General features: G+C 66.0%; 14 protein-coding genes and 1 tRNA gene. 11 read left to right on the forward strand and 4 right to left on the reverse strand.

Annotated elements, in window-relative coordinates:
• Positions 1-793 (forward strand): nitronate monooxygenase (locus A5650_RS04960; RefSeq protein ID WP_067286932.1); only part of this gene is annotated, 793 nt, incomplete at its 5' end.
• Between the two features lie 3 nt (positions 794-796).
• Here A5650_RS04960 and A5650_RS04965 read toward each other — a convergent pair.
• Positions 797-1,210, reverse strand: a complete 414-nt coding sequence (locus tag A5650_RS04965) for a VOC family protein (protein WP_067286984.1) — start codon at positions 1,208-1,210, stop codon at positions 797-799.
• A 48-nt stretch (positions 1,211-1,258) separates the two neighbouring features.
• Here A5650_RS04965 and A5650_RS04970 point away from each other — a divergent pair, with 48 nt between their 5' ends.
• Positions 1,259-2,143: an LLM class flavin-dependent oxidoreductase gene (locus A5650_RS04970; RefSeq protein WP_067286935.1), complete on the forward strand. Its 885-nt coding sequence runs from the start codon at positions 1,259-1,261 to the stop codon at positions 2,141-2,143.
• Between the two features lie 131 nt (positions 2,144-2,274).
• A complete protein-coding gene (locus A5650_RS26300; RefSeq protein ID WP_082950615.1) occupies positions 2,275-2,526 on the forward strand; it encodes a hypothetical protein in 252 nt (83 codons plus the stop codon).
• Positions 2,527-2,542: 16 nt separating this feature from the next.
• Here the strand turns inward: A5650_RS26300 and A5650_RS04975 are convergent, their stop codons facing one another.
• Complete coding sequence (locus A5650_RS04975; RefSeq protein ID WP_067286987.1) at positions 2,543-2,986, reverse strand: nuclear transport factor 2 family protein; 444 nt, start codon at positions 2,984-2,986, stop codon at positions 2,543-2,545.
• Between the two features lie 74 nt (positions 2,987-3,060).
• Between A5650_RS04975 and A5650_RS04980 the strand changes: the two genes are divergently transcribed.
• The gene (locus tag A5650_RS04980; protein ID WP_067286937.1) at positions 3,061-3,951 is read left to right on the forward strand and encodes an SDR family NAD(P)-dependent oxidoreductase; all 891 of its coding nucleotides are present in this window, start codon (positions 3,061-3,063) and stop codon (positions 3,949-3,951) included.
• Between the two features lie 537 nt (positions 3,952-4,488).
• Positions 4,489-6,294: a molybdopterin-dependent oxidoreductase gene (locus A5650_RS04985; protein ID WP_082950616.1), complete on the forward strand. Its 1,806-nt coding sequence runs from the start codon at positions 4,489-4,491 to the stop codon at positions 6,292-6,294.
• Between the two features lie 130 nt (positions 6,295-6,424).
• Here A5650_RS04985 and A5650_RS04990 read toward each other — a convergent pair.
• Positions 6,425-6,500 (reverse strand) — tRNA-Arg (locus A5650_RS04990).
• Positions 6,501-6,600: 100 nt separating this feature from the next.
• Between A5650_RS04990 and argS the strand changes: the two genes are divergently transcribed.
• The 6 genes from argS to rho all read left to right on the forward strand — a co-directional run bounded on the left by argS (position 6,601) and on the right by rho (position 15,220).
• Positions 6,601-8,253 (forward strand): arginine--tRNA ligase, encoded by a 1,653-nt coding sequence (argS, locus tag A5650_RS04995; protein WP_067286940.1) that lies wholly within the window; start codon positions 6,601-6,603, stop codon positions 8,251-8,253.
• Between the two features lie 35 nt (positions 8,254-8,288).
• Positions 8,289-9,668 (forward strand): diaminopimelate decarboxylase, encoded by a 1,380-nt coding sequence (lysA, locus tag A5650_RS05000; protein ID WP_197501791.1) that lies wholly within the window; start codon positions 8,289-8,291, stop codon positions 9,666-9,668.
• Positions 9,669-9,670: 2 nt separating this feature from the next.
• Positions 9,671-10,996: a homoserine dehydrogenase gene (locus A5650_RS05005; RefSeq protein ID WP_067286947.1), complete on the forward strand. Its 1,326-nt coding sequence runs from the start codon at positions 9,671-9,673 to the stop codon at positions 10,994-10,996.
• Positions 10,993-12,075, forward strand: coding sequence for a threonine synthase (thrC, locus tag A5650_RS05010; protein WP_067286950.1), 1,083 nt, complete (start codon positions 10,993-10,995; stop codon positions 12,073-12,075). The genes A5650_RS05005 and thrC overlap by 4 nt, the downstream gene beginning before the upstream one ends.
• Positions 12,076-12,078: 3 nt before the next feature.
• Positions 12,079-13,023 carry a homoserine kinase gene (gene thrB, locus A5650_RS05015; RefSeq protein WP_067286953.1) on the forward strand — a complete coding sequence of 315 codons (945 nt, stop codon included), beginning with the start codon at positions 12,079-12,081 and terminating at the stop codon, positions 13,021-13,023.
• A gap of 283 nt (positions 13,024-13,306) precedes the next feature.
• Positions 13,307-15,220, forward strand: a complete 1,914-nt coding sequence (gene rho, locus A5650_RS05020; RefSeq protein ID WP_067286956.1) for a transcription termination factor Rho — start codon at positions 13,307-13,309, stop codon at positions 15,218-15,220.
• A gap of 59 nt (positions 15,221-15,279) precedes the next feature.
• Here rho and A5650_RS05025 read toward each other — a convergent pair whose 3' ends face one another.
• On the reverse strand, positions 15,280-15,918 hold the full coding sequence (locus A5650_RS05025) for a TetR/AcrR family transcriptional regulator (RefSeq protein WP_231992543.1): 639 nt from the start codon (positions 15,916-15,918) through the stop codon (positions 15,280-15,282).
• Between the last annotated feature and the right edge of the window lie 29 nt (positions 15,919-15,947).

Consider the following 15,947-nt stretch of genomic DNA (forward strand, 5'->3'; position numbering starts at 1 on the left):
TGCAGCCACACCCCAGGCGATTGCCGATTATGCCGCGGCTTTGGGCCCCGACGCCGAACGTTACGACGCCGCGCTCGGTGAGCCCCGGTTCGACGACGACGCCTGGGCGGGCAAGCTCGACGTTCTGCTCGATCTGAGGCCCGCGGTGGCGTCGTTCACCTTCGGCCTGCCCAGCGCCGAGGAGATACAGCGCCTGCGTGCGGCAGGTATCACGACGGTGGGCACCGTGACGACGTTGGCCGAGGCTCGGCAGGCCGTCGAGCGCGGCGTGGACGCGGTGGCCGTGCAGGGGCCCGCGGCGGGAGGGCACCGCGGCACCTTCGACCCGACCGCGCGGCCGTCCGACGTTCCGTTGGATGAGCTTCTGGCTTCGGTGATTGCCGACGTCGACGTGCCCGTCGTCGTCGCGGGAGGCTTGATGAACGCCGATGACATCGACTGGGTGCGGCGCGCCGGTGCGGTGGCCGCACAACTGGGCACCGCGTTTCTTCTCGCCGACGAGGCCGGCAGCAGCGCCGTGCATCGCGCCGCACTGCAAGACCATTCCTTCACCGAAACGGTTGTGACGAAAGCATTCTCGGGCCGCTACGCGCGTGGGCTGCGCAACCGGTTCGTCGACGACCACGACGACGAGGCACCGCTGGGTTACCCCGAGGTGCACTACCTGACCAGCCCGTTGCGGGCGGCGGCCGTGCGCGCGGGCGACCCGCACGGCGTCAACGTGTGGGCGGGAACGGGCTTCCGCGAGGCGAAGCCGGGTTCGGTGGCCGACATCATCGGCAGGCTCACCTGAGGGTTACTTCGGGGCGCTCAGCTCCAGCGCGATGTTGTCCGGGTCGCGGAACTCCAGGATGTACATCGGGCCGATGTCCTTGATGGGCTCGTGGGCGATGCCGAGATCGTCTAGATGGCTTTCGGCGGCATCGAGTTCGTCCTTGCTGTTCAGCCGGAACGCGACGTGGTCGAGGCCGGTGCGGTCCTCGTCGAAGGTGTCGGTGCCCACCGGCCGCAGAGCGACCAGGACGCCACCGAGGTCGTAGATGACGCCGCCGTACAGGAAGCTCAACGCCTCGCGAGTGGCCGCGTCGGCGCCCTCCGGAAGCTCGATGAACACGCGCCAGCCGAACACCGACTCGTAGAACTCCCGCGACCGTTCGATGTCGGTGACCGTGAGCCGGAGGTGCGCGATGGACGTGGTGGTGATCGCCATGCCCCACATGCTGCCAGTCGTGCCAGAATCGCCGTCGTGCAAATCGGAATGACGATGCCGGTCATGGAAGTCGACCTCGATGCGAAGACGCTCGAGACCTGGGCCCGCGTGATCGACGAAGGGCCGTTCTCGGCGCTCTGCTGGGGTGAGCGCATCGCGTTCGACAACCCGCATTCGCTGACGTTGCTCGGGGCGCTCGCCGCGTGGACCGAGCGCGTCCGGCTCGTGACCACCGTCGTCGTCCCGCAGTTGCACGATCCCGTGATGCTGGCCAAGGCGCTGGCCACCGGCGACATGCTATGCGGCGGCCGGCTGACGGTCGGTCTGGGCGTGGGCGGCAGGGAAGAGGACTACCGCGCGGTCGGCGCGGACCCGGCCGGCCAGACCATGCGGGGGATGGCCGATCGTGTCGCGGTGATGCGCAGGGTCTGGGCGGGGGAGAAGATCACCGAATCCGTCCTGCCGGTCGGTCCTGCGCCGGTTCAGCCCGGCGGGCCCAAGCTGATGGTCGGCACGATCGGGCCGAAGACCGTCCGCAGCGCGGCCCGATGGGCGGACGGGCTGGCAGGCACGACGCTCGATCTCGACGTCGACCGCCAGAACGAACTCTTCGATGTCGCCCGCACCGCTTGGGCCGAGGCCGGCAAGCCGGCACCGCACCTGGCGACGTCGTTTTGGTTCGCGATCGGCGAGGGTGGACAGCCCCGCGAGCAAGTACATCGACATTTGCGGCGGTACATGAACTGGATCCCCGGCGACATCGTCGACGCGATGGCGCCCACGACGGGGTGGGCGGGCACCGAACAAGAACTTCTCGACGTTTTACGTCGGTTCCAGGACATCGGCACCGACGAAATCCATCTGATTCCAACGAGTTCGGACGTCGACCAGCTGCGCAAGGTCGCCGAGGTCGTGAACGAATTCGCTCCGTAGGGCGGTTGGCGCCCGATGAGCCGCGATGGCAGGATTGGCCTGTCGGGGAAGTCGTGAGGGTCGCGTCGCGTTGGACTTCAATACGAACATTCGTAGCAGCGGCGGGGGCAGATTGCCGAGAGGAAATCACGATGACGACAGGATGGAAGAGGTTGGCGGCCGGAGCTGTGATGGTCGGGGCGCTGGGATTCGCCGCAGACCTCGGCGCGGGCCAGGCCGTTGCTGACGACTACTGGTGGAATCCGCCAGGACCGGGACATATCGTTCCACCACCGGGGCATATCGCTCATATCCCGGGAGTCCCGCCGCCAGGGCACATCGCCCATATCCCAGGAGTTCCGCCGCCCGGACATTGGGACAAGCCCTGGAAGTGGTGGAGGTGACCCGGGGCCGCCGTCGCTAGAACTTCAGGTGGTGGCTGGTGTCGCCGACCTGGTCGATGAAGATGGTGCGAGTGTCGAACCACCACGTGCCGTCGATGCGATGGAATGTATCGCGGTAACGGCCGGTCACGATGACCTGCAGTGGTAGGTCCGGTGTCGCCTGCGTGACGGAGTAATAGGCGCTTCCGCGGGCGGTACCGGCCTCGTCGTCGACCTGCACGGTGACGTTCGTGGTCAGGTGTTTGGTCCTCGGTGTGCCGTCGTCGTAGAGGCGCACCGCCATCTCGAACATCTCGTGTGCCCGCTTCGCACCCTCGAACACCGTGTCCGGCGGTCCGTTCTCGACGGCGTTGATCCGCCCGTTGGCGAACAGTGCGCCGACACCCTCGAGGTCGCCGGCATCGATTCGCTCGGCGTATGCGTAGACGAGATTCTCGATCTCGCGGGCGGAGTCGGTCATCGGCGAGTAGACAACCAGCACCGATGTGTCGTGTCAACGATCGCCGGCGCCGGGGTCGTCGCTAACCTCGTGCGATGGCTACGAACTGGTCGCCGAGCAGGCTGGGCAATCTGAGCGGACAGCGGATCGTCGTCACCGGCGCGACGAACGGTGTCGGGTTGGCGACGGCGCGGGCGTTGGCCGGTGCGGGCGCGCACGTGATCCTCGCCGTGCGCAACCTCGAACTCGGGGCACAGCGGGCGGCGGAGATGGGCGGAGACACGTCGGTGCTCAAACTCGACCTCGCCGATCAGTCGTCGGTGCGCGCCTTTCCCGAATTGCTCGAGGGCGACGTCGACATCCTCATCAACAACGCGGGCCTCGTCGCGCAGAACCGGCGCGAGACCGTCGACGGTTTCGAGATCACGATCGGCACCAACTTCCTCGGACCGTTCGCGTTGACCAACCTGCTATTTCCACGGGTGCGCTCGAAGATCATCAACGTGGGCTCCGACGCGCACAAGTCGGCGACGTTCAACTTCGATGACCCGCATCTGCGCTCGAGCAAATGGTCGGCGTTCCCGGCCTACGCCCGGTCGAAGTTGGCCGTGATGCTGTGGGGGCTCCAGCTCGACCGCCGGCTGCGTGAGGCCCATTCGCCGATCAGCAGCTTCCTGACACATCCCGGTTGGGTGGCGTCCAACCTGTCGAACGTCTCCGAGAAGCCGGTCATGGCCGCATTTCACGGGGTGGTCAAGACGGTGGCGCGGGTGCTCGCCAACGACCTCGACGCGGGCGCCGCGCCGACGTTGTACTGCATCACCGAGCCGATCCCGCCCGGCAGCTATGTCGGGATCGACAGCCGGTACGGATTGAAGGGTGGGCCGACGCTGAGCGGTCGGGGCGCGGTCGCGTGCGATTACGACGACGCCCGCAGGTTGTGGGAGTTCGCCCAGAAGGAAACCGGCACCAGCCTGCCGGTATAGTCAGCCGCTCGCGATCTACGCGACGGGCAGCACGAGACGCGCCTTCGCTTCTCAGGTTCGTCATCCGTTGGTATATGAACGTACTCAGGCGCAGTACAGCGAATTCACATACAGCAGAGTTACTTTGGTATTACCCCTCTCAATAAGCATGGAGGTGAGAGGTAATGAGGATTGGATCACTCGCCGCTCTTTTCACGTCCGGAGCCGTCGCGGCCGTTGTCTTAACGCCGGTGGCGCAGGCCGCACCCACGGCAGAGCCCACAGCTAGTTCCGTTCAATTCGTTGGTAATCAACAGATTCAGCCGTCCCCGATGAGATGCACCACCACCAGAGTGGCAAGCATGTGCATGTCGCCCGGTAACGCACAGATCAACGACTCCCCGCCGTTCGTCGACAACTATCCGATGTACGGCTACTTCCCGTGGATACTGTGACCGGCATCCTCTACCGGACTTATACACAAGTGTTGATTCTACCGATTGCGTTGGGGCGGTCGATGTTTGGTGAGGTTGTGTTGACCTTCCGGGAGGACACCACATGACCATCGACGATCACCGCGCTGACGAGCTCAACGCGAACGAACCACTTGATGCGCTGCTCGATCCGCGTGCTCGACCGACATCAAGCCTCGAAAGAGTCGATGAACGTGAGTTCGCCGGTGGCATTCCGCAAGTGCGCGCGAATGTTCCGTCCTTTCGGCTCGGTCGGCGGTGGGTCAACGGCTTATGGTTGGTGCTACTGGGCTGCGTCGGGATCGTGATCGCCGTCCTGGTAGCAAGACAGTTGCGGCAGTACGACTGGATGCAACGCTTCATCATCGAGTATCCGGGTACCGCAACAACTTACGCACCGGCGGTAACATCAGGTTTCCCCGCCTGGCTGCGCTGGCAGCATTTCTTCAACATCGTGTTCATGATGTTCATCATCCGTGCGGGGCTGCAGATACTCGCCGACCACCCACGGTTGTACATGAACTCAGGATGTCGGCCGGGTTCCGAATGGTTTCGGATGCGCGGCCCGGTTCCACCCGACCGGATGGACAAGAGCAACCCGTCGCGGGTGTGGACGTCGAAAGATGACGCCGTTGCGCTTCCGAAGTGGCTGGGGATACCGGGGATCCGCCATTCGATCGGGTTGGCGCGCTGGTGGCACTTCAGCTTTGACCTGTTGTGGTTGCTCAACGGAGTGGTGTTCTACGTGCTGCTGTTCAGCACGGGCCAGTGGCAGCGGCTCGTGCCGCAGTCGTGGACCGTCTTTCCGAACGCGTTGTCCACCGCGGTGCAGTACGCCTCCCTCGATTTCCCGGCCAACGCGGGTTTCACAACGTACAACGGCCTGCAAATCCTGGCCTACTTCGTCACAGTGTTCTTTGCGGCGCCGTTGGCCCTACTCACCGGCTTGCTCCAAGCGCCGGCCGTGGCCGCGCGGTTCGGCACTGGCCGTGGTGTGCTGAACCGGCAGGTGGCGCGCACCGTCCACTTCGGCGTCCTATGTTGGATGCTGCTGTTCATCGTCTGCCACGTCACCATGGTGCTCGCCACCGACGCCGTGCAGAACCTGAACCACATCACTTTGGGGACCGATACGCGTTCAAACTGGGCGCTGGCGATCGTCGGGGTAGCCGCTGTGGTGGTGGTGCTGTTATGGCTCATCGCGACTCCACTGACCATCCGGTACCCCAGGCTCGTCCAGAGCACCGGCCGGTTCATCGTCGGCTGGGCCAAGGATCTGATGGAACGCACGACCTCGCGAGCCAGCTACCAGGAAAAGGACATCACACCCTACTTCTGGATGAACGGTCGGTTGCCAGACTCCGAGTACTACCGGCGGCTGCAGCGATCCGAATGGTCGGAGTACTCCCTACGTGTCGAAGGGCTCGTCGAGAATCCGGTGCGCTTGTCCTATGAAACCCTGCTGGCGATGCCGAAACGGGAGCAGATCACCCAGCATTACTGCATTCAGGGTTGGTCGGGGGTGGCCAAGTGGGGCGGGGTCGGCATGAGCGACCTTCTCGACATCGTCCGTCCGCTTCCTACGGCGCGGTGGGTGGTGTTCTACTCTTTCGCCGACGGCGCCGAACCGAACACCGGTAGGTACTACGCCTGCCACAAGATCGAGCACATGCGCTCGCCGATGGCGATGTTGGCCTACGAGATGAACGGCCAACCGCTCAGCGAGGCCCACGGCGCGCCGTTGCGGGTGCGCAATGAACTCGAACTTGGCTTCAAACAGGTCAAATGGGTTTCGGCCGTCGAGTTCGTGGCAGATATTGGCGACATCGGATGGGGGCACGGCGGCTATAACGAGGACCACGAGTACTTCGGATATCGCATGCCGATCTGACCTACGACGTCCATCCAGGCATCCCGTAACGGCCGTCGACTCGGCTGACGGGTCTATCCCCGGTAGCGGATGCTTGCAACCGACCGATTAGCGAAGTATCCGAGTATTTCTCGAAGTCGCGATTTGATGCTGGTGCCCCCGGCAGGATTCGAACCTGCGGCCTTCTGCTCCGGAGGCAGACGCTCTATCCCCTGAGCTACGGGGGCGCGTTAACGAACAGCGCCGTTGGGCCTGCACAGCCTAACGCATCCAGATCATCGGAAACGGATTCGGGGGCTGACCACCCAGACCATAGGATGGACCCTCGTGACCCCCGCCGACCTGGCCGACCTGCTCAAGACCACCGCCACCGCGGTGCTGGCCCAGCATGGACTCGACGCGTCAGCGCTGCCGGAGACCGTCACCGTTGAACGCCCCCGCAATCCCGAGCACGGCGACTACGCCACGAATCTCGCCCTTCAGCTGGGCAAGAAGGTCGGCGCCAACCCGCGCGAGCTGGCCGGCTGGCTGGCCGCGGCGCTGGCCGACACCGACGGCATCGCCGCCGCGGACGTCGCGGGCCCGGGTTTTGTGAACCTGCGCATCGAGGCCTCGGCGCAGAACGTGATCGTCTCCGACGTCCTGGCGGCGGGTGCGGCATACGGCAACTCGGAGGCGCTCGCGGGCCAGAACATCAACCTCGAATTCGTCTCCGCCAACCCGACCGGGCCCATCCACATCGGCGGCACCCGCTGGGCCGCGGTCGGCGACGCCCTGGGCCGCCTGCTGTCCACCCAGGGCGCCGCGGTCACCCGCGAGTACTACTTCAACGACCACGGCGCACAGATCGACCGGTTCACCAATTCCCTGATCGCGGCCGCCAGGGGTGAACCGACCCCCGAGGACGGCTACGCGGGCGACTACATCAAGGACATCGCGGCGCAGGTGCTCGCCAAGGAACCCGATGCGCTGGGGCTTCCCGCCGACCAGATGCACGAGACGTTCCGCGCCATCGGTGTGGACCTGATGTTCGCCCACATCAAGCAGTCGCTGCACGATTTCGGCACCGACTTCGACGTCTACACGCACGAAGACTCGATGCACACCTCCGGGCGCGTCGACCAGGCGATCGTGCGGCTCCGCGAAGCGGGCAGCATCTACGAGAAGGACGGCGCAACGTGGTTGCGTACCACTGATTACGGCGACGACAAGGACCGCGTCGTCATCAAGAGCGACGGCGCTCCGGCCTACGTCGCCGCCGACATCGCCTACTACCTCGACAAGCGCCAGCGCGGATTCGACCTGTGCATCTACATGCTGGGCGCCGACCACCACGGCTACATCGCCCGCCTCAAGGCAGTAGCGGCCGCGCTGGGGGAGGACCCGGCCACGGTAGAGGTGCTCATCGGCCAGATGGTCAACCTCGTGCGCGACGGTCAACCCGTCCGGATGAGCAAGCGGGCCGGCACCGTGATCACCCTCGACGACCTGGTCGAGGCGATCGGCGTGGACGCCGCCCGGTACTCGCTGATCCGCTCGTCGGTCGACAGCCCGATCGACATCGACCTCGAGCTGTGGTCGTCGGCATCGAACGAAAACCCGGTCTACTACGTGCAATACGCACACGCACGGCTGTCCGCCCTGGCCCGCAACGCCGCCGAACTCGGTGTCGTGCCCAACGCCGACAACCTGCAACTGCTGACCCACGACAAGGAAGGCACGCTGATCCGCAACATCGGCGAGTTCCCACGCGTGCTCAAAACGGCTGCGGCACTTCGCGAACCGCACCGCGTCTCGCGATACCTCGAGGACCTGGCGGGTGACTATCACCGGTTCTACGACTCGTGCCGCGTGCTGCCCCAAGGTGACGAGTCGCCCAACGAACTGCACGGCGCACGTCTGGCCCTGTGCCAAGCCACCCGCCAGGTGATCGCGAACGGGCTTGGCATCCTCGGCGTTTCCGCTCCGGAGCGCATGTGATCGCCCATCCCGCCGGACCCCGGCACGCCGAAGAGGTGCACCACGCCGGTGCCCCACCGCGCCCGCAGTCACCGTCCGAGCTGCTCCTGCTCGCGCCGAACGTCTGGCCGCGCAGCACCGCCCGCGACGCCGACGGCGTGGTGTCGATCGGCGGAGTGCCCGTGACCGACATCGCCGCGGAGTTCGGGACCCCGACGTTCGTGGTCGACGAGGACGATTTCCGGTCGCGCTGCCGCGAGATCGCCGCCGCGTTCGGTGGCGGTGAGAACGTGCGCTACGCCGCCAAGGCGTTCATGTGCACCGAGGTCGCCCGCTGGATCGCCGAGGAGGGCCTCTCGCTCGACGTGGCCAGCGGCGGTGAGATGGCCGTCGCGCTGGCCGGCGGCTTTCCCGCCGAGCGAATCGCCCTGCACGGCAACAACAAATCGGTCGCCGAGCTGACCGCCGCCGTCAAGGCCGGTATCGAGCACGTCGTGGTCGACTCGATGATCGAGATCGACCGCCTCGACGAGATCGCCGGCGCCGCTGGCGTGGTCCAGGACGTCCTGGTCCGGGTCACGGTCGGCGTCGAGGCCCACACGCACGAGTTCATCTCCACCGCGCACGAAGACCAGAAGTTCGGGCTGTCACTGGCATCCGGCGCCGCCATGGATGCCGTGCGCCGGGTGTTCGAAACCGATCATCTTCGGCTCAAGGGTCTGCACAGCCACATCGGCTCCCAGATCTTCGACGTCGCGGGCTTCGAAACCGCTGCGCACCGGGTGATCGGCCTGCTGCGCGATGTCGTCGCCGAGTTCGGTGTCGACAAGACCTCGCAGATGTCGATCGTCGACCTCGGCGGCGGCCTGGGCATCTCCTATCTGCCGCAGGATGATCCGCCACCCATCGCCGATCTGGCGGCCAAGCTCACCGCGATCGTTCGCGACGAGTCGGCTGCCGTCGGGCTGCCCACTCCGCGGCTGGTGGTCGAGCCGGGCCGCGCCATCGCCGGTCCCGGGACGATCACGCTCTACGAGGTCGGCACCGTCAAGGACGTCGACGTCAGCGCGACCGCGCACCGGCGGTACGTCAGCGTGGACGGCGGTATGAGCGACAACATCCGCACCTCGCTCTACGGCGCGGAATACGACGTCCGCCTGATATCGCGGCAGACCGATGCCGCGCCGGAGATTGCGCGTGTCGTCGGAAAACATTGTGAGAGCGGCGATATTGTTGTACGCGACACGTGGGTTCCCGATGACATCCGCCCCGGCGACCTATTGGGGGTCGCGGCGACGGGCGCCTACTGCTATTCGATGTCGAGCCGTTACAACCTGATCGGTCGTCCTGCCGTGGTGGCCGTGCGGGCCGGTCGAGCCCGCCTGATCTTGCGCCGGGAGACGGTCGACGACCTGCTGAGTCTGGAAGTGAGATAAAGATGACTAACCCTGAAAAGCCCATCGGCGTAGCGGTCCTCGGTTATGGGAACGTCGGTAGCCAGGTTGTGCGCATCATCGAGGAGAGCGCCGAGGACCTGGCCGCACGGATCGGCGCTCCGCTGGTGCTCCGGGGCGTCGGCGTCCGTCGGGTGGCCGAGGATCGGGGAATCGCCGTCGACAAACTGTCCGACAACATCGAGGAGCTCGTTTCCCGCGACGACGTCGACATCGTCGTCGAGTTGATGGGCCCGGTCGAACCGGCGCGCAAAGCCATCCTGACGGCGCTGGAGCAGGGCAAGTCCGTGGTCACGGCTAACAAGGCGTTGATGGCGGTGTCGACGGGAGAATTGGCCCAGGCAGCCGAAAACGCTCGTGTTGATCTGTATTTCGAGGCCGCCGTTGCGGGAGCAATTCCCGTGATCCGACCGTTGACCCAGTCGCTGGCAGGGGATTCGGTGCGCCGCGTGGCAGGAATCGTCAACGGCACCACCAATTACATCCTCTCGGAAATGGACAGCACCGGCGCTGACTACACCAGTGCCTTGGCCGACGCGAGCGCCCTCGGTTACGCCGAGGCGGACCCGACCGCCGACGTCGAGGGATACGACGCCGCGGCGAAAGCCGCGATCCTGGCCTCGATCGCGTTCCACACCCGGGTCACCGCCAATGACGTCTATCGCGAAGGCATCACCAAAGTCAGCGGCACCGACTTCGAATCCGCCAAGGCGCTCGGCTGCACCATCAAGCTGTTGGCCATCTGCGAGCGGCTGACCGGCGATCAGGGACAACAACGGGTTTCGGCGCGGGTGTACCCCGCACTGGTTCCGCTGGATCATCCGCTCGCCGCAGTCAACGGTGCGTTCAACGCGGTGGTCGTCGAGGCGGAAGCCGCGGGCCGCCTGATGTTCTACGGTCAGGGCGCGGGTGGCGCGCCCACGGCCTCGGCGGTCATGGGTGATGTCGTGATGGCGGCGCGCAACCGTGTGCAGGGCGGTCGCGGCCCGCGCGAGTCCAAGTACGCCAAGCTGCCAGTTGCCCCGATCGGCCTGATCCCGACCCGGTACTACGTGAACATGAATGTCGCCGACCGGGCCGGCGTGTTGTCCGCCGTGGCCGACGAGTTCGGTAAGCGCGACGTCAGCATCGCCCAGGTTCGGCAGGAAGGCATGGTCGACGAAGCCGGGCAGCGTTGCGGTGCTCGCGTCGTTGTGGTGACCCACCAAGCCACCGACGCCGCACTGTCGGAGACCGTGGGGGCGCTGGCCGACCTCGACGCTGTGCAGAGCATCAACAGCGTGCTGCGCATGGAAGGAACGACCGAATGAGCGCCTCAGCGCAGACGGTGCACCAGCCCTGGCCCGGGCTGATCGCCGCATACCGGGACCGTCTCCCGGTCCAGGACAATTGGACACCAATCACCCTGCGCGAGGGCGGCACTCCGCTGCTGCCAGCCCCCGGACTGTCCGAACTGACCGGCTGCACAGTGCATCTCAAGATCGAGGGACTCAACCCGACCGGCTCGTTCAAGGACCGCGGCATGACCATGGCCGTGACCGAGGCCGTGGGCCGCGGCCAGCAGGCGGTGCTGTGCGCGTCGACGGGCAACACATCGGCATCGGCCGCCGCCTACGCCGCTCGGGCCGGCATCACCTGCGCGGTGCTGGTGCCGCAGGGCAAGATCGCCATGGGCAAGCTGGCGCAAGCGGTCATGCACGGCGCCAAGATCATCCAGATCGACGGCAATTTCGACGACTGCCTGGAACTGGCCCGCAAGATCACCGCCGACTTCCCGACCGTGTCGCTGGTCAACTCCGTCAACCCATACCGGATCGAAGGACAGAAGACAGCGGCATTCGAGATCGTCGACGCGCTGGGCGTCGCGCCCGATGTGCACTCGCTGCCGGTCGGCAACGCCGGCAACATCACCGCGTACTGGAAGGGCTACACCGAATACCACCGCGACGGCGTCTCGGATCGTCTGCCGCGCATGCTGGGAACGCAGGCGGCCGGTGCGGCACCGCTGGTGCACGGTGAGCCGGTCAAGAACCCGGAGACCATCGCGACGGCCATCCGGATCGGCTCGCCCGCATCGTGGGCCACCGCCGTGGAGGCGCAAAAGAAGTCCGACGGTCGATTCCTGGCCGCCACCGACGACGAGATCCTGTCGGCCTACCACCTGGTGGCCAGCACCGAGGGTGTGTTCGTCGAGCCTGCGTCGGCGGCCAGCATCGCGGGTCTGCTCAAATCGATCGAAGATGGTTGGGTCGCGAAGGGTTCGACCGTCGTGTGCACGGTGACCGGCAACGGGCTCAAGGATCCGGACACCGCTCTCAAGGGCATGCCGCCGGTCATCGCGGTGCCCGTGGATCCGGTGGCCGTTGTTGAGCAACTGGGGCTGGAATAGCCGGTGACTCACGTACTGCCCCCGGGACTGAGGGCCACCTCCGTGGTGGCGGCATCCAGCGCGAACCTTGGCCCGGGCTTCGACAGCCTGGGCATCGCCTTGAGTCTGTATGACGAGATCGTCGTCGAGACAACCGATTCCGGCCTGACGGTCGAGGTCGAAGGCGAGGGCGCGGGCCAGGTTCCGCTGGACGAGACACATCTGGTGGTTCGGGCCATCCGGCGAGCGCTACAAGCGTTGAACATCAGCGTCCCGGGTATGACGGTGCGCTGCCGCAATGACATCCCGCACTCGCGAGGGCTCGGCTCGTCGGCCGCAGCGGTGGTCAGCGGGCTCTCGGTGGTCAATGGCCTTGTGGCACAGGCGCATTCGGCGCTTCTGTCTGAACGCGACCTGGTCCAGCTGTCCTCGGAGTTCGAGGGTCATCCTGACAACGCTTCGGCCGCGGTGCTCGGTGGTGGGGTGGTGTCGTGGACCGCGGGGGAGGAGTCCGCGCCCCGGTACGAAGCCGCTCCGATCCGGGTGCACCCCGATATCCGCCTGTTCGCCGCGATTCCCGACGAGCGGTCGTCGACCGCCGAGACCCGCGTGCTGCTGCCCGAGAAGGTCAGCCACGCCGACGCGCGGTTCAACCTGAGCCGGGCGGCCCTGATGGTCGTCGCCCTTACGGCGCGGCCCGACCTGTTGATGCCGGCCACCGAGGATGTGCTGCATCAACCGCAACGGGCGTCGGCGATGCCGGGTTCCGCGGAATACCTGCAGGTATTGCGGCGTTGTGGAGTGGCAGCGGTGCTGTCCGGGGCCGGGCCTTCGGTGCTCGCGTTGAGCACGTCAGCGGAGCTGCCCACGGAAGCCATGGAGTTCGGCATCGCGAATGGATTCACCGTCAAAGATATGGCCGTGGGTGAGGGCGTCACGTGGACGTCGGGCGCGGCGGTTCGGAGCTGATCGCGCGAGAACAGCAATCACAGGAGCAACACGACACACATGTCTTTCTTGCTTCCCGTCCCGATGCGGGATATTCTCGCTGTCGTCCGGCAATCGCAGCGTCTCTACCTGCGCCGACACTAGGACACCACCAATTCTTCTCGTAGATGACGGTTCGCCGCACACCGGCGAAGTCCGCCCATCACCGTTGCAGGGGCAATGGTGGGGCCCATGCGTTCAGTGGATGGACTGATCGCACCGAACCCCCGCACGACTCGGTCTGCGAGGGAAAGAAAGGAAATCCGTGACTGAAACGGACCTGATCACGGCTGGGGGCAGCAGCGATAGCAGCGAGTTGTCGAACCCCGTGAATTCAGACACCTCGACGTCTGCGGCGGCGGATTCGCCGAACGCCACGCCGACCGCGGAGACCGCTCCGACCGCGGACGTTGCCTCCGGCAATCGTTCCGGCTCACTGTCGACCATGGTGCTGCCCGAGCTGCGCGCCCTGGCCAAGGAAATCGGCGTCGAAGGCGCGTCCGGCATGCGCAAGGGCGAACTGGTCGCCGCGATCCGGGAACGGCGCGGCGAGTCCAACGGCCGCGGACAGTCGTCCGCCGGTGGTGAGGCGCCGGCGACGAACGAGGCCAAGAAGGCCCAGCCCGCGAAGGACGCTTCGAAGACCGAGTCGGCCGAGACCGGCGACTCCGACCGCTCGTCGAACACCGACACCGAACAGCAGCCCCGGCGCCGTGAGCGTCGCGGCGCGTCGCGCGGAACCGGCGCACCCGACGGCTCGGGCAACCAGAACGACAACGCCGCTCAGGACACCAAGTCCAACGAGCGCCAGAACGATCAGCCCAACAAGTCGGACGCCAAGTCCGAGGGCGATCAGCAGCAAGGCGACCAGCAGGGTGGCCAGAATCGCGGCGGCGGCAACAGCGGCAACAACAGTGACGACGACGGCGAAGGCCGCGGCGGTCGTCGGGGTCGACGATTTCGGGACCGCAGGCGCCGTGAGCGTGGCGGAGACGGCGGTGGGGACCGCGACACCGAACTGCGCGAGGACGACGTCGTTCAGCCCGTCGCGGGCATCCTCGACGTGCTCGACAACTACGCGTTCGTCCGCACCTCCGGCTATCTGGCCGGACCCAACGATGTGTACGTCTCGATGAACATGGTGCGCAAGAACGGTCTGCGTCGCGGCGACGCCGTGACCGGTGCCGTGCGCGTGCCCAAGGACGGCGAGCAGACCAACCAGCGGCAGAAGTTCAACCCGCTGGTGCGTCTCGACACCGTCAACGGCAAGCCCGTCGACGAGGCCAAGAAGCGACCGGAGTTCAACAAGCTCACACCGCTTTACCCGAATCAGCGGCTGCGCCTGGAGACGACGACCGAAAAGCTCACCACCCGCGTCATCGACCTGATCATGCCGATCGGCAAGGGGCAGCGCGCGTTGATCGTGTCGCCGCCGAAGGCCGGTAAGACCACGATCCTCCAGGACATCGCGAACGCGATCACCACCAACAATCCGGAATGCCACCTGATGGTGGTGCTCGTCGACGAGCGTCCGGAAGAGGTGACCGACATGCAGCGCTCGGTCAAGGGCGAGGTCATCGCCTCGACGTTCGACCGGCCGCCGTCCGACCACACCCAGGCCGCCGAGCTGGCGATCGAGCGGGCCAAGCGGCTCGTCGAGCAGGGTAAGGATGTCGTCGTGCTGCTCGACTCGATCACCCGCCTCGGCCGCGCGTACAACAACGCGTCGCCGGCGTCGGGTCGCATCCTGTCCGGTGGTGTGGACTCGACTGCGCTGTATCCGCCGAAGCGGTTCCTCGGCGCAGCCCGCAACATCGAAGAGGGCGGCTCGCTGACGATTGTCGCCACCGCGATGGTGGAGACCGGGTCGACCGGTGACACGGTGATCTTCGAGGAGTTCAAGGGCACCGGCAACGCCGAGCTCAAGCTCGACCGCAAGATCGCCGAGCGGCGCGTCTTCCCGGCCGTCGACGTGAACCCCTCCGGCACCCGTAAGGACGAGTTGTTGCTCTCGCCGGACGAGTTCGCGATCGTGCACAAGCTGCGTCGTGTGCTGTCCGGGCTGGACCCGCATCAGGCCATCGACCTGTTGATGAGCCAGCTGCGCAAGACCAAGAACAATTACGAGTTCCTGGTGCAGGTCTCCAAGACCGCGCCGGGCTCGATGGACGCCGACTAGATCTCAGCGATTTCGGTGCGCTAGCAGTCGCTCAGCGAGTGTTAGCGCACCGAAGCCACTCACTGGTAGGGATCGGCGCTCAACCCCGGCATGACATAGCGGCGCAGGTGCCGAAGCACCGCGTCGCCGTCGCTGGGATCGAGTGTCTTACCAGGCACCGTGGCAAGCGAGATCAACACGCGGGCAAGCCATTCCGATGCCTCAGTGATATCCGTGTCGGGGTGGATCTCGCCTGACTCGCGCGCGGCGACCAGGTAGCGCGACCAGAAATCGGCCAGGTCGGGCACCAGGCCCTGGACGCCGGCGCCCGCGCAGGCGGCGAATTCCTCCGGCTCGTCGATGCGCAGCTTCATCAGCAGGGCGCCCGGGTCGTCGTATGCCGTGCGCCCGTGCAGAATGCCGGCTGCGATCTGCCGATCGAGGCCTTCCACGCGTTCGAGCATCGCGTGTGCTTCGGACCAGTAGGCGTCGTTGAGCCTGACGATCGCTGCGCCCAGCAGGGACACCTTGTCGGGGAAGTGGCGGTACAGCCAGCCGCGGGAGACGCCGGCGGTCTCGGCCACCTCGGATACGGTGGTCGCACGAATTCCTTTGGCGCGCAGGCATGTCTCGGCCGCGTCGATCAGACGATCGCGGACGTTCTTGGTGGCGGCGCCGCTCGTTACCAGGTGGACTCCTCCATCAAACTCGCCCGCCAATGGGCCGGTCGGAGCATTGTGTCATGGTA

This window comes from Mycobacterium sp. 1164985.4, assembly GCF_001668575.1.
In the GTDB taxonomy this organism is placed as follows: domain Bacteria; phylum Actinomycetota; class Actinomycetes; order Mycobacteriales; family Mycobacteriaceae; genus Mycobacterium.